Genomic DNA, 13,337 nt, shown 5'->3' on the forward strand with positions numbered 1-13,337 from the left:
CTCCGCGCCCCAACCCGGTGGGGCGGAACGTCAACGGCTCGGTCATCGACCGGCAACCATGCCGTAAGTGGGAGGGCGCCGGGCGGGCGCGTCGGTCACCATGCCGAGCATGTCTCCAGCCCAGCTCGGCTCCCGCTCCGACCGTCCCGTCCGTCCCGCCCGCCTGGAGGGGCTCGGGGGCGGCGTCCGGCCCGGTCCGCCCGACCGCCCCATCTTCGTCTTCGGCTGCCCCCGGTCGGGGGCGACGCTGCTGCGGCTCATGCTGCACTCGCATCACCGCATCGCGATCCCCACCGAGACGAAGTTCGTCCTGCCCGCCTACACGGCGCGGTTCGAGTTCGGTGACCTCGGCGAGAGCGAGAACAGGCGGGCGCTGGCGGAGTGGCTCACCGGAAGCAGGCGGACGCGGTTCCACGCCCTCGGCCTGGACGCGGCCGAGGTCGCCGAGGAGATCGCCGCCGGTCCGCCCACGCTCGGGTCGGCGCTCGCGCTCGTGTTCCACGCCTACGCGCGCCACTGCGGGAAGGCGCGCTGGGGCGACCGGCGCCCGAGCTACGCCCGGCACGTGGGGACGCTGCTGCGGATGTTCCCCGGCGCGCAGTTCGTCCACCTCGTCCGGGACGGGCGGGACTGCGTCGCGTCGCTGCGCGAGATGCCCTGGTACGAGCACGACGTCCACCACGCGATCTCGGTGTGGCGGGAGACGATCGACATCGGGCGGCGGCTCGCCGGGCGCCTCGGCCCGGACGCCTACTACGAGCTCCAGTACGAACGGCTCATCGCGGACCCGGCCGACGAGCTGATCCGGCTCTGCGAGTTCCTCGGCGAGGACTTCGACCCCGCGATGACCCACCCGCAGGTCGCCCACGGAGGGTTCCCCGTCCCGCCGCCGCGCGGATCGCACGCCCGCGCCTCGATCACCGCCGACCACGTCGGCTCCTGGGCCGAGCGGCTCGAACCGTGGGAGATCGCGCTGGCCGAGGCCGCGTTCGGCGAGCGGCTGGCCGAGTACGGGTACGAGCCGAGCGGGCTGCCCAAGCCGTCCGCCGCGCGGCTCGCCCGCCTCGGCCGGACCAGCGCGCACCGCCGGATGGCGCAGCACAAGGCCGACCTGCGCGAGCGGTGGCAGCGCCGGCACGAGCCCGGCCCGGTGGAGTCCCTGCTCAGGGCCGTCTCAGTCGAGGGCGGCTAGCTGGCCCGCGAACCAGCGGCGCGGCGGCAGCGCGGTCGCGGCGGCGGCCAGCCGCGCGCAGCGTTCCGCGCGCCGCTCGCGCGGCATCAGCAGCGCCCGGTGCAGCGTCTCCGCCGTCTGCGAGACGTCGAACGGGTTCACCATGAGCGCGTCGCCCGACAGCTCCGCCGCCGCCCCCGCCTCCCGCGACAGCACCAGCGCGCACCCCCGCTCCGACAGGACGGGCCCCTCTTTGGCGACGAGGTTCATGCCGTCCCGGATCGGGTTGACCAGCAGCACGTCGGCGACGCGGTAGGCGGCGAGCGAGCGCGGGTAGTCGTCGTTGACCTGGAGGACCAGCGGGTCCCAGTCCGGCGTCCCGAACTCGTCGGTGATCTGCTTGGCCGTCCGCTGCACGGCCGCCGTGTACTCCCGGTATTCGGACAGGTCGTAACGCGACGGGTAGGCGAACGCCAGATGGACGACCCGTCCGTGCCATTCCGGATGGTTGACGAGCAGCTCCCGGTAGGCGGCGAGGCCCCGGACGATGTTCTTCGACAGCTCCGTCCTGTCGATGCGCACGATGAGCTGCCGGTCGCCCACCTGGTCGCGCAGCGCCCGCGCCCGCTCCACGACGTCCTGCTCGGCGGCGCGGCGGCGCAGCGCGTCCCCGTCCACCCCGAGGCCGTGCACGCCGACCCGGGTGGCCTGCCCCGCGCGGGTGACGGTCCCGGCCGCCCGGTCCACGCGCGCGCCCGGCAGGAACCGCTCGCAGCAGTCGAGGAACGCCGCCGCCCAGCGCCCGGTGAGGAACCCGGCGTGGTCGGCGCCGAGGACGCCGTGCAGGACCTGCGCGCCGATGTCGTCCGGGAGCAGGCGGTAGTAGTCCGGCGGCGCCCAGGGCGTGTGCGAGAAGTGCACGATCCGCAGGTCGGGACGCCGGTCGCGGAGCATCCTCGGCGCGAGCGACAGGTGGTAGTCCTGGATCGCGACCTTCGCCCCGGGAGCCGCGTCCCGGGCGAGCGCGTCGGCGAACGCCGCGTTGTACGCCTCGTAGGACTGCCAGTCCCGCCGCGCCCTCGCGTCGAAGTGCGGGACGCGCGGGGTGTCGAACAGCAGGTGGTGGACGAACCAGAGCGTCGAGTTGGCGACGCCGTTGTAGGCGCGGTGGAAGGTGTCGGCGGGGACGTCCAGCATCCGGACGGCCGCGCCGCCGATGTCGTGCCCGTCCAGGTCGAGCCGCCCCTCGGGGGCCCGGCGGGCGGCGGCGCGGTCTGCGTCCCCGAGGCTCGCGCACACCCAGAGCACGCCCGGGTCGCCGCGTCCGGGACCGGGAAAGCGCGGCGGGCCCGGATCGGGGCCCGCGCCCACGACCCCCGCGAGGCCCGAGACCAGCCCGCCCCCGCCCCGCCGCATGACGAGCCCGCCGTCCTCCGACAGCGAGAACGACACCGGGCCCCGGTTCGACGCCACCAGCACTTGGCTCATGACGGCAGGGTCTCAGCCGCGACCGCCGCCCACCAAGCACCCCGCGCGGACGTGACCTCCCTCTCGGTTAGCCGGATCCGCTCCGGGTAACGCGTCGGGATGAGCAGGGCCGAAACGAACAAGACCGTGCTCGTCGCCGGTGCCGCGAACCTCATCCTGACCTTCACCAAGCTGGTGGCCGGGTTGCTCGCGGGATCGAGCGCGATGCTCGCCGAGACGGCGCACTCCGCCGCCGACACCCTCAACCAGGGCTTCCTCTACGCGTCACTGCGGCGCAGCGCACGCCCCCCCGACCCCCGCCACCCCTTCGGCTACGGCAACGAGCGCTACTTCTGGTCGCTGCTCGCCGCGTTCGGGATCTTCGTCGCCGGCGCCGGGTTCTCGATCTTCGAGGGCATCCTGACGATGACCGGGCACGGCGGCGAGGGGACGCAGGTGTGGCTCGCCTACGCCGTCCTCGGGCTCGGCGTGGTGCTGGAGGGCGGGTCCTGGGTGCGGGCCTTCACGCAGGCGCGCCGGGAGACCCGCGACAACGGCCGCGACCTCGTCGACCACGTCCGCCGGACGCCCGACGTGACCTTCAAGGCCGCCCTCTTCGAGGACTCCGCCGCCGTGGTCGGCCTCGCGATCGCCGCCGCCGGGCTGACGCTGCGCGAGATCACCGGCTCCTCGTTCTGGGACGGGCTCGCCTCCGTCCTCATCGGCCTGCTGCTGGTGACGGTCGCGCTCGCCCTCGGCCGCGACAGCATGGGCCTGCTGATCGGCCGCGCCGCCGACCCCGCCGACCTGCGCCGGATCCGCGCCGAGATCGTCGGCGCGGACGGCGTCACCGGCGTGGACGAGCTGCTCACCATGCACTTCGGCCCCGACGAGCTGCTCGTCGCCGCCAAGGTCCACTTCTCGGACGCCATCAGCGCCGACGAGGCCGAGGACGTCGCGGGCGAGATCGACCGGCGGCTCCGCGAGCGGGTGCCGATCGTCCGGCACGTCTTCCTCGACCCGACCCAGCGCCCCCGCCCGGCCGAGGACGCCCCCAGCGTGATCAAGGACTCATCCGGGTAACGTCTCCAACGGCGGACCCACCTGTCTGGAACCCGGTCAGATCATGTAAAGTTCGCATACGAGCCGATAGCGCTCATAGCGGGGGCCTTGCCTTCGCAACAACTGAATACCGCTCATCCAGAGGGGTGGAGGGACCGGCCCGACGAAGCCCCGGCAACCACCCGGCTAGCGTGCGCTCGCGATCCTGCGGGGCCGGCCGGGAGATGGTGCCAACTCCGGCCTGCGACCAAGGTGGCGCAGGGAAGATGGGAGAAAGGCCCTCGCCCTCATGGGACTCACGCCTGCCGTTGACCTCGGACCCGCTACCGGTCTCGTCTGCCGCGAATGCGGCTCCACCCGCGACCTCGGCCCGCACTACGTGTGCGAGGAGTGTTTCGGTCCGCTGGAGATCTCCTACGACTTCGGCGGGATCACCCGCGCCGACATCGAGTCCGGCCCTAGCAACATCTGGCGGTACCGGGGGCTGCTGCCCGTCCCGGCGTCCGTCGTCGACACCCCCAACACCGAGCCCGGCCTGACCCGGCTCGTCCGCGCCGACAACCTCGCCGAGAGCCTCGGCCTCCAGCGCCTGTGGGTGAAGGACGACAGCGGCAACCCGACCCACTCCTTCAAGGACCGCGTCGTCGCGGTCGCGCTCGCCGCCGCCCGCGAGCTCGGCTTCAAGGTGCTGGCCTGCCCCTCCACCGGGAACCTCGCCAACGCCGTCGCCGCCGCGGCGGCCCGCGCGGGGATCCGCAGCGCGGTGTTCGTGCCGTCCGACCTGGAGTCGCAGAAGATCATCACGACCGCGGTCTACGGCGGGACGTTCGTCACCGTGGACGGCAACTACGACGACGTCAACCGGCTCGCCTCCGAGATCGCGGGGGAGCAGGACGACTGGGCGTTCGTCAACGTCAACGTCCGGCCCTACTACGCCGAGGGCTCCAAGACGCTCGGCTACGAGATCGCCGAGCAGCTCGGCTGGCGGCTGCCCGACCAGATCGTCGTGCCGGTCGCGTCCGGCTCCCAGCTCACCAAGATCGACAAGGCGTTCGGCGAGCTGGTCAAGCTGGGCCTGGTCGAGGACAAGCCCTACCGCGTGTTCGGCGCGCAGGCCACCGGCTGCGGTCCGGTGGCCGCCGCGTTCAAGGCGGGCCACGACGTCGTCCGGCCGGTGAAGCCCGACACGATCGCCAAGTCCCTCGCCATCGGCAACCCGGCGGACGGCCCCTACGTCCTGGACATCGCCCGCCGCACCGGCGGCGCGGTCGAGGACGTCACCGACGAGCAGGTCGTCGAGGGCATCCGGCTGCTCGCCCGCACCGAGGGCATCTTCGGTGAGACCGCGGGTGGCGTCACGGTCGCCACGCTGGGCAAACTGGTGGAGAGCGGCGCGCTCGACCCGTCCGCCGAGACCGTCATCATCAACTCCGGTGACGGGCTGAAGACCCTGGACGCCGTCGCGCCCGTCGCCCGGCCGTCGGCGAACATCGCCCCGACCCTGGAGGCGTTCCGCGCCGCGGGCCTCGCCTGACCTGCAAGCCGCCGACCGCGCCAGACAACGAAGGAGCCAGTACATGAGCAGCGTGTCCGTCCGCATCCCGACGATCCTGCGGACCTACACCGGCGGTGAGGCGGAGGTGAAGGCCGAGGGCGACACCCTCCGCGCGGTCGTCGCCGACCTGGAGGCCGGCTACCCCGGCATCTCCGCCCGCATCCTCGACGACTCCGGCAAGATCCGCCGCTTCGTGAACGTCTACGTGGGGGACGAGGACGTCCGGTTCGCCGAGGGCCTCGACACCACCACCCCCGACGGCGCCCAGATCTCGATCATCCCCGCCGTCGCGGGCGGCTGATGACCGGGGCTTTTCCCCTGCTGAACCCGGGTAAAGCCCCAGCATGGGCATAGCTGACGACATCGAGGGCTCGATCCTGGCGCACCCCACGGTGCGCCGGATCGAGCTCGTCGGCTCCCGGGCGCGCGGCACCGCGACCGAACTGTCCGACTGGGACTACCACGTCACCGCCGACGACTTCGGCCGCATCGCCTCCGACCTGCCCGCCCTCGTCGCGCCCTGGCGTCCGCTCGCCGCCCAGTGGGACCGCCTCGGCGACGTCGCGGGCTACCTCCTGATCTTCCCCGGCCCCACCAAGGTCGATCTGCTCTTCCCGGACGTCCCGCGCCGCTCCAACCCGCCCTGGCGCGCGGGTCCCGACACCCTCGCCGCCATGGACGCCCATTTCTGGGACTGGTCGCTGTGGCTCGTCAGCAAACGCCGCCATGGAATGAAGGACCGCGTCCGAGGCGAACTCCTCCGCATGAGCCTGCACATTCTGGAACCGCTGGGCGTCCATTCCATCCCGCCCACTCTGGAAGAGGCGGCGACCCATTACATCCGCGCCCGCGACCGCCTGGAGGCGCGCTACCGCCTGCGCCTGTCCCGCCGCCTGGAACAGGAGGTGCTCCCCCTCGTCCTCTACCGCCCGACCGGCCTGGCCTCGTAGTAGGGCGGTGTCCCGCCCGTGAGGGGTCCCGTGACGGGATGCGTAGCGTCAGAGCATGCAGGTCCTGCTCGTCATGGCAGAACTCCTCATCTGGACGCTGATTCTCCTTTTCCTCTTCGCCCTCGGCTACGCGGCGGGAGCGGCCGCCGGACTGGGCGAACCGACCTGCGTACGGATAGGCGTCTTCGCGGTAGGCGGCAGCCTCATAATGATCACTGCGATAATCCTGCGCAATTCATGGCGCGCCCGCCGGAGCGAAGAACCACCCCCTGAAAACGACCCGCCCGACATGGACCACTACTGGTCCCGGGACTAGGTCGAAGCCCGGCTGCCGCTCGTGCCGCCGCGCCCGGCGCCGCGCGGATCGAGTATCGGTCGCGTCGGCCAGAAACCGTGCGGAGCCGGTCACCGTCCAAGTTCGGGAACGGTCAGCGACTTCCCCCATCGTGACGACACCGCGGGAGGCAATCCACAATCGCCCCAGGCCGCGCGGAGCAGCCACGCGCGGACGGCCCCTCGGAAGCAGGTGCTACCGGTTTGTCGACCCTCTTGAACGTCGCGGCCCTCATCATCGCCGCCTGCGCGTTGATTCTCTCGACCCTGATCGCCCTTCGGCAGTCCCTCCTGCAAGAGAGGGCCAACGCGTCATCCGCGCTCCTCAACCTTCTCTCAGAATATCGATCGCCCGCGTTCCACAAGCGCTACGAGTACGTCTGTCGACGCCTCGCTCAGGAGCACTCTCCCGACCTCGGCCTCAGCGGCCTCCCCGAGGATGCGCAAGAGGCCGTTTATGACATCGTCTACCACTACATGGACTTCGCGACCCTGGTGGGGCTGGGCATTCTCAACGAGCGCGAGGTGCTCGCCCTGGTTCGGCGCCGCGTCACCGCGGTGTGGGATGCCATCGCCCCCTACATCGTCCGCGAGCAGGAATTGAATCCCTCGGCGGGAACGTTCTCGTTCCTCGAAGCGCTAGCCGCCCACGCGCGAACATTACCGCCCGGCCAAGGGACCCTGGCCCTCCAGTGGAGCAGGCGCGGACGTTGGACCAGGCAGCGTCTTCTCCCCAAGCACTGGCGGCTCACCTACCTTGAACGCGCGCAAGCAGAACGCGCCCGCCAACAGCAGGGCTCAGAATCCTGAACAACCGTCGACACCGGCGCATGCTCGGCATCCACCTTCAGGCCGCCAATGACATCGACGCCCGCCTAGGCATCGTTCTCATCACCCGGATTCAGGGCCGCCGGGGAGTCGACCAGGGGTCAGCGCGGTCGTCCAGGACGCCGTCCTCGGCGGCCGCTCCTCGCCCCCGGCCCGAACGCCGTCACCGTCCGTGAAGCAGGCCGCGGCACGGTCACCCCGGTATCGGGCTCTGGCTCGACACGTCTGACCAGGCTTGATGAGGCGCCATCGCAGGTGAGGCCGACTTGGGTCAGGTAGATCGACCTGTCCCCGGCGGTGAGGTGTGGCGCTTGCACTCGGCGGGGTAGAGTGCTAAAAAACGGTTGGCACTCTACTGTGGAGAGTGACAGCTTCACAGTCTGGGTCGGGGCGATGAGGCCTCAGTTCGGCGGCGGAATGGCAGCCGTCGGCGGGGGCCGTCCGTCGCGGGCGTCGGCTCGATCCTTTTTTAGCCACCTTGTTCCGGGAGGACTGGAGCCTATGGCTGCAAAGATGATCGCGTTCGACGAGGAGGCCCGCCGGGGTCTTGAGCGCGGCATGAACCAGCTCGCCGACGCCGTGAAGGTGACCCTTGGTCCCAAGGGCCGCAACGTCGTGTTGGAGAAGAAGTGGGGCGCCCCCACGATCACCAACGACGGTGTGTCGATCGCCAAGGAGATCGAGCTTGAGGACGCCTGGGAGAAGATCGGCGCCGAGCTCGTCAAGGAAGTAGCCAAGAAGACCGACGACGTCGCCGGTGACGGCACCACCACCGCGACCGTCCTGGCCCAGGCGCTGGTGCGCGAGGGCCTGCGGAACGTGGCGGCCGGGGCGAACCCGATGTCCCTCAAGCGGGGCATCGAGGCCGCGGTCGAGCGGGTGAGCGAGGAGCTGTCCAAGCTCGCCAAGGACGTGGAGACCAAGGAGCAGATCGCTTCGACCGCCTCCATCTCCGCCGGCGACCCGCAGATCGGCGAGATGATCGCCGAGGCGATGGACAAGGTCGGCAAGGAAGGCGTCATCACGGTCGAGGAGAGCCAGACCTTCGGTCTGGAGCTCGAACTGACCGAGGGCATGCGCTTCGACAAGGGCTACATCTCGCACTACTTCGTGACCGACCCCGAGCGGATGGAGGCGGTTCTCGAAGACCCGTACATCCTGATCGTTCAGGGCAAGGTGTCGGCCAACAAGGACCTGCTGCCCGTCCTTGAGGGCGTCATGCAGTCCGGCAAGTCGCTGCTGATCATCGCGGAGGACGTCGAGGCGGAGGCCCTGGCCACGCTGATCGTCAACAAGATCCGCGGCATCTTCAAGTCCGTGGCCGTCAAGGCCCCTGGCTTCGGCGACCGCCGCAAGGCCATGCTGAACGACATCGCCGTCCTCACCGGCGGCCAGGTCATCAGCGAGGACGTCGGCCTCAAGCTGGAGAACACCAGCGTCGACATGCTCGGCCGCGCGCGCAAGATCGTCATCGCCAAGGACGAGACCACGATCGTGGACGGCGCCGGTGACGCCAACGAGATCGCGGGCCGGGTCAACCAGATCCGCACCGAGATCGACAACACCGACTCCGACTACGACCGCGAGAAGCTCCAGGAGCGCCTGGCCAAGCTCGCGGGCGGTGTCGCGGTCATCAAGGCCGGCGCCGCGACCGAGGTGGAGCTCAAGGAGCGCAAGCACCGCATCGAGGACGCCGTCCGCAACGCCAAGGCCGCGGTCGAGGAGGGCATCGTCCCCGGTGGCGGCGTCGCGCTGCTGCAGGCCGGCACCAAGGCGTTCGACAAGCTGGAGCTCGCGGGCGACGAGGCCACCGGTGCCAACATCGTCAAGCGCGCTCTGGAGGAGCCGCTGAAGCAGATCGCCGTCAACGCCGGCCTTGAGGGCGGCGTCGTGGTGGAGAAGGTCCGCTCGCTCACCCCGGGCGAGGGCCTGAACGCCGCCACCGGCGACTACGTCAACATGTTCGAGTCGGGCATCCTCGACCCGGCCAAGGTGACCCGGTCCGCGCTGCAGAACGCCTCGTCGATCGCCGCGCTGTTCCTGACCACCGAGGCCGTCATCGCCGAGAAGCCCGAGAAGAACCCGGCTCCCGCGGGCGGCATGCCCGACGCCGGCGGCATGGACTTCTGAGCAGGTCCATTCCGAGTTCATCGTGATCTCGGCCCAGGGGGCCCGCCTCGCGGCGGCTCGTCCCTTCGGGCCGGGCTCGCGCGAGCGTCACAACGCTCCGCGTTCAGGCCCGGTGAGGCACGCCCCAGGCGTAGCCCCACCGGGCCTGCTAACGCTCCGACCCCGAGTCGGTGGCCCGGTGCCCTGAAGTGTTGACGCATCGGTGTGCCGATGGTTCGGCGCGCCGCTGTGCAGGCGGCCCGGTACCCCGGTGTGTTGACGCTCCGGAGCGCCGATGGGCCGATGGGGTGGTGCGCCGATGCGTGGCTGTGCAGATGGCCCGAAGCGCCGATAGCCCGGTGGCCTGTCGACCCGGTGCTTCGATGGGGCCGGCGCCCCAATGCCCCAACGCGTCGATGGGCTGGTGCGCGGATCATTCGAAGCCCCGATGTGCCGGTGTGCAGATGGCCGGAAGTGCCGATGGCCTGGTGGCCCAGTGCTTGGGTGGGCTGGCGCCCTGGTGTGTCGACGCGCCAACGCGCAAACGCGCCGATGGGCCGGTGGGGCGATGATTCGGAGCGCTGATGTGCCGCCGTGCAGATGGCCGGAAGTGCCGGTGGTCTGGTGGTCCGGTGCTGGGGTGGGCCGGTGCGCCGGAACGCTGAGGCGGGGGAGCGCGGCGCCCGCGTTTGGTGGGTCCTCTCCCGTCTGGCCGAAAGTGCGAAGGCCGCGCCGCCTTCGCCATGAGGCCCCCGGGCGCCTGGCGGATCTCGCGTCGGTACGTGGTGAGGCCGAGGCTGGCGTAGACGGTGCCAGCCCCCAACGGTGCGCCTCCCTGATGTCGGAGCCCCTTGTGGGCGGCAGTTCGGTGAGAGATGGCCGGGCTTTTGAGGAAGCGGCGGGCCCTGGCCGCCGTCGACAACGCGGGGGCGGCCGGCTCCTTGAAGGAGCGGCGGCCTCGTTCGGTGGACGACATCGGTAGTCGCTTCTCGCCGTCCCAAGGGCGGGCCAGTGCTACCGGCTTCGCTTCTGCCCCGACATTCCAGGCTTGATGCTCCCGACGGCATTCGTTGAGCTGCGTCCATCGCCGGAACCTCGCGCCTGTCGCGTAGCAGTCCTTAGAGCGTGGGGCAGGGGCGCTGCTGCGGGGGCTCGAACATGTCGTTCACTGTTCCTGACGCGATGGGCCGGGCGTGGCACGTCCTCCACGTGCGTTTTCCTGGGGTTTCGTTTCGGTGGTCACAGGCGGCTTGGTGCCTGTTCCACCGATTCCTGGGATGTGACGGCGGGGAAGGGCTTCCGGACTCGGGAGCGGCTGGGCAGCATGGGGTGGTGACCTCGGACCAGCCTGTGCCTCGGGAGTTGAAGGCCGTCGACACGGCTTCGTTGCTCAGGCTGGAGGAGCGGGCACATGATCTCGGCCTCAGCCGACGCCAGGACCTGGAGTGGGTGTGCACGAACGCGGCGCCCGACGGGGACCACTACCTGTGGCCTGCGTTGTGGCACGACCTGTTCCACCGGCCCGATGTCCCTCGGCAACTGCGGTGCGAGCTGCTGCTCGCGCTTTCTGCGGGAGGCCACGGGTTGTGCCTCCTGGACGTCCTGCCCGAGGACTTCACCCCTCTGAGAACGGTGACCTCACGCGACGAGGGCCTGCCGGTCAGCCGACTTCTCGATCGCGCCCGGCTCATCGGGGATGGAGCGCTGAACGGGGACGTCGCACCATAGGCGAGCCATCTGGACGGCAGCGGCCGGCTCGGTGGCGATCCGGCTCCACCGGACAAGGGCGTGTGGTGGTGCTCGAAAGGGGGTCCTGACGGGAAGAAGATGCTTGCCGCGCCCCGACCTGAGCGGGCATGTCGCCAGGCCAGGCAGGTTTCCTCTCCGAGTGAGCGCGGTTGTGGGGACGCCGCCTTGAAGAAGACCTTCCCCTCGGGGACCGGGCTTGGCAGGATCGCCGGTTGGGTGGGTGCAGCGGCGAAGATGGGTGACGCCCGATACGCGACGATTGAGGTGGCTCGTCCGGCCACCGACAAGGCAGGAGAACGCGTGCGCGAAGTGTTCAGCTCCTCGACCCTCAAGATCGAACAGCCTCGCAGGGGACCGATCGCCAAGTCGCGGTACAAGGTGCTCGACGGTGACGGCACCCTCCTCGCCATCGCGGGTGAGACCAGCGAGAAGGGGCGCGGTGAGGCCTTCCGGCAGGTCTTCCCCGGAAAGTCGGACCTGGACGCGCGCGCCGTCCTGCTGACGACACCCGATGGTGAGCCGCTGCTGGTGATCGACAAGCGGCGGGGGCGGGAGATCACCGAGGTGCGTGAGCCCGAGGGCGACATCATCGGCACCTTCGTCACCGAGCGGGTCGGCCGCCGCTATGTGATCCGCGACGGAGCCGACGCGGTGATCGGCGCGGTCGCGGTCGATCTGCCGCGCAACAACTTCGAGGTCGCCGACGCCGGAGGCGGCAAGGTCGCCCATGTGCGCAAGAAGTGGGCGGGACTCGCCACGCACCTGCTGACGACCGCGGACAAGTACAGCGCGGAGATCTACGACCCCGTCCCCGAGCCACTGCGGACGATCGCGGCGATAACGGCGATCGTCATGGACCTGAACCTCCACGAGTCGAAGGAGATCACCTGACCGGGGCCCGGCGCGTGCATCGCCGCCCGAGGTTCGTGCCCAGGGGTTCCCGCTCGGCCCGCACGGAGGTACGTTCCGATCGTGCAGGCCATGCGCGGACGCTCGAACGGCTGGTGGATCTCGCCGGCCATCCCGACGATCGCGAACTGCGTGCTGGCGTTGCTCTGGTTCTTCTCGGCCCTGGGCGGGTGGGGCGACGCCGCGTTCTGCGGTGACGATGACGCCCACGACCCCGGCTGCGGTGCCGCCTTCAAGGACGCGGTCGTGTTCTCCGTGCCGGTCGCCGCGGTTGCGGCCGTCCTCGCGGTGACGGCCTGGGCGACGCGGACCGTCCGCCACCATCCGGGACGGCTCGACGCGCTGCTCACCACCGCGGCGGTCGTGTGGGTGCTGGCCGAGGGAGTCCTCTTCGTCGGTGGGTACCTCGCGCAACCGTGAGCCGCGCCTGATCCGGATCGCACGGGCACGAGAGCATCCTCGAAGAAACTTCGGATGGTTCGAGACGCGCCGAATGGGGCGTTCCGTCGGGGTGATCCGGGACAAAACCCAAGGTCGGACGGCCGAAGAAGCGCCCCCTGACCGGGGTCGACGACCGAACCGGCCGCACTGACACGCGCGTGCCGGTTTGACGCCGCACCCTCCTGGGCATACTGTTCACTTCGCCCCACGGGGAGCGGGACGCCGAAAGGCGGCCGGCCCGGATGGGGAATCCACCACCGAACCAGCCGACGCGGCTTCGTCGTGTCTGCTGTACGGCGGTGGGCCGGAACCGGTTCGATTTTGACAATCGAGCCGAATCTGGTGAAATGGCTTCAGCGCCTGGAAGGGCCGCGTGGGCGGAACGGAAAGGCGTTATCGGAAAAGCCCGGAAATTGACAAGCCGGGCGGATCCGATAAAGTAAAGGAGTCGCCCCGGAGCGGGGCTCGCGGAAGCGGGTTCGGCGCGGTGGGTGTCCGTTTCTTGAGAACTCAACAGCGTGTTAAAAGCCAGTGCCTTTATCGGCCCGGCCGTGATCGGTCGGGTCGCCCCGTGGCTCTGAGGTTCTTCTTCGGAAGGATTGTTGGGGCTGGGGATTTCTTTGAGGCAATATGCCGACCCTTTCGGGGGTTGGTGTTTGCTGGGATTTTCTTCTGAGGTTTGGCTGCTCGGGGTTCGCCCCCTGGGTGGTCGTGTGGCCTTGATGGAGAGTTTGATCCTGGCTCAGGACGAACGCTGGCGGCG

The 13,337-nt window shown here is 70.2% G+C and carries 12 protein-coding genes and 1 riboswitch; of the genes, 11 read left to right on the forward strand and 1 reads right to left on the reverse strand.

Annotated features, from left to right (window positions below):
- The first annotated feature begins 109 nt into the window (after positions 1–109).
- On the forward strand, positions 110–1,192 hold the full coding sequence (locus KLI87_RS09345) for a sulfotransferase (RefSeq protein ID WP_156221556.1): 1,083 nt from the start codon (positions 110–112) through the stop codon (positions 1,190–1,192).
- On the opposite strand, the gene KLI87_RS09350 is transcribed toward KLI87_RS09345, so the two are convergent.
- Complete coding sequence (locus KLI87_RS09350; RefSeq protein ID WP_214616548.1) at positions 1,175–2,659, reverse strand: trehalose-6-phosphate synthase; 1,485 nt, start codon at positions 2,657–2,659, stop codon at positions 1,175–1,177. The two genes, KLI87_RS09345 and KLI87_RS09350, sit on opposite strands and share 18 nt — an antisense overlap.
- A 99-nt stretch (positions 2,660–2,758) precedes the next feature.
- On the opposite strand from KLI87_RS09350, the gene KLI87_RS09355 reads away from it, so the two are divergent.
- The 10 genes from KLI87_RS09355 to KLI87_RS09400 all read left to right on the forward strand — a co-directional run bounded on the left by KLI87_RS09355 (position 2,759) and on the right by KLI87_RS09400 (position 12,553).
- Positions 2,759–3,721, forward strand: coding sequence for a cation diffusion facilitator family transporter (locus KLI87_RS09355; RefSeq protein ID WP_214616549.1), 963 nt, complete (start codon positions 2,759–2,761; stop codon positions 3,719–3,721).
- A 110-nt stretch (positions 3,722–3,831) separates the two neighbouring features.
- A riboswitch (SAM riboswitch) is annotated at positions 3,832–3,973 on the forward strand.
- A 16-nt stretch (positions 3,974–3,989) separates the two neighbouring features.
- On the forward strand, positions 3,990–5,234 hold the full coding sequence (gene thrC / locus KLI87_RS09360) for a threonine synthase (RefSeq protein WP_156221562.1): 1,245 nt from the start codon (positions 3,990–3,992) through the stop codon (positions 5,232–5,234).
- 43 nt (positions 5,235–5,277) lie between these two features.
- The gene (locus tag KLI87_RS09365) at positions 5,278–5,556 is read left to right on the forward strand and encodes a MoaD/ThiS family protein (RefSeq protein WP_156221563.1); all 279 of its coding nucleotides are present in this window, start codon (positions 5,278–5,280) and stop codon (positions 5,554–5,556) included.
- Between the two features lie 43 nt (positions 5,557–5,599).
- Complete coding sequence (locus KLI87_RS09370; protein ID WP_156221565.1) at positions 5,600–6,205, forward strand: hypothetical protein; 606 nt, start codon at positions 5,600–5,602, stop codon at positions 6,203–6,205.
- Between the two features lie 55 nt (positions 6,206–6,260).
- Complete coding sequence (locus tag KLI87_RS09375) at positions 6,261–6,521, forward strand: hypothetical protein (protein WP_214616550.1); 261 nt, start codon at positions 6,261–6,263, stop codon at positions 6,519–6,521.
- 221 nt (positions 6,522–6,742) lie between these two features.
- Positions 6,743–7,348, forward strand: a complete 606-nt coding sequence (locus KLI87_RS09380; RefSeq protein WP_214616551.1) for a DUF4760 domain-containing protein — start codon at positions 6,743–6,745, stop codon at positions 7,346–7,348.
- A gap of 519 nt (positions 7,349–7,867) precedes the next feature.
- A complete protein-coding gene (gene groL, locus KLI87_RS09385) occupies positions 7,868–9,496 on the forward strand; it encodes a chaperonin GroEL (protein ID WP_156221571.1) in 1,629 nt (542 codons plus the stop codon).
- Positions 9,497–10,807: 1,311 nt separating this feature from the next.
- Positions 10,808–11,203 (forward strand): hypothetical protein, encoded by a 396-nt coding sequence (locus KLI87_RS09390; protein WP_214616552.1) that lies wholly within the window; start codon positions 10,808–10,810, stop codon positions 11,201–11,203.
- 321 nt (positions 11,204–11,524) lie between these two features.
- Positions 11,525–12,115: a hypothetical protein gene (locus KLI87_RS09395; RefSeq protein ID WP_214616553.1), complete on the forward strand. Its 591-nt coding sequence runs from the start codon at positions 11,525–11,527 to the stop codon at positions 12,113–12,115.
- A gap of 81 nt (positions 12,116–12,196) precedes the next feature.
- Entirely contained in the window at positions 12,197–12,553 is a 357-nt protein-coding gene (locus KLI87_RS09400) for a hypothetical protein (RefSeq protein WP_156221573.1), read from the forward strand.
- Positions 12,554–13,337 lie beyond the last annotated feature (784 nt).

The organism is Actinomadura sp. NEAU-AAG7, assembly GCF_018603865.1.
GTDB classification, from domain to species: domain Bacteria; phylum Actinomycetota; class Actinomycetes; order Streptosporangiales; family Streptosporangiaceae; genus Spirillospora; species Spirillospora litoris.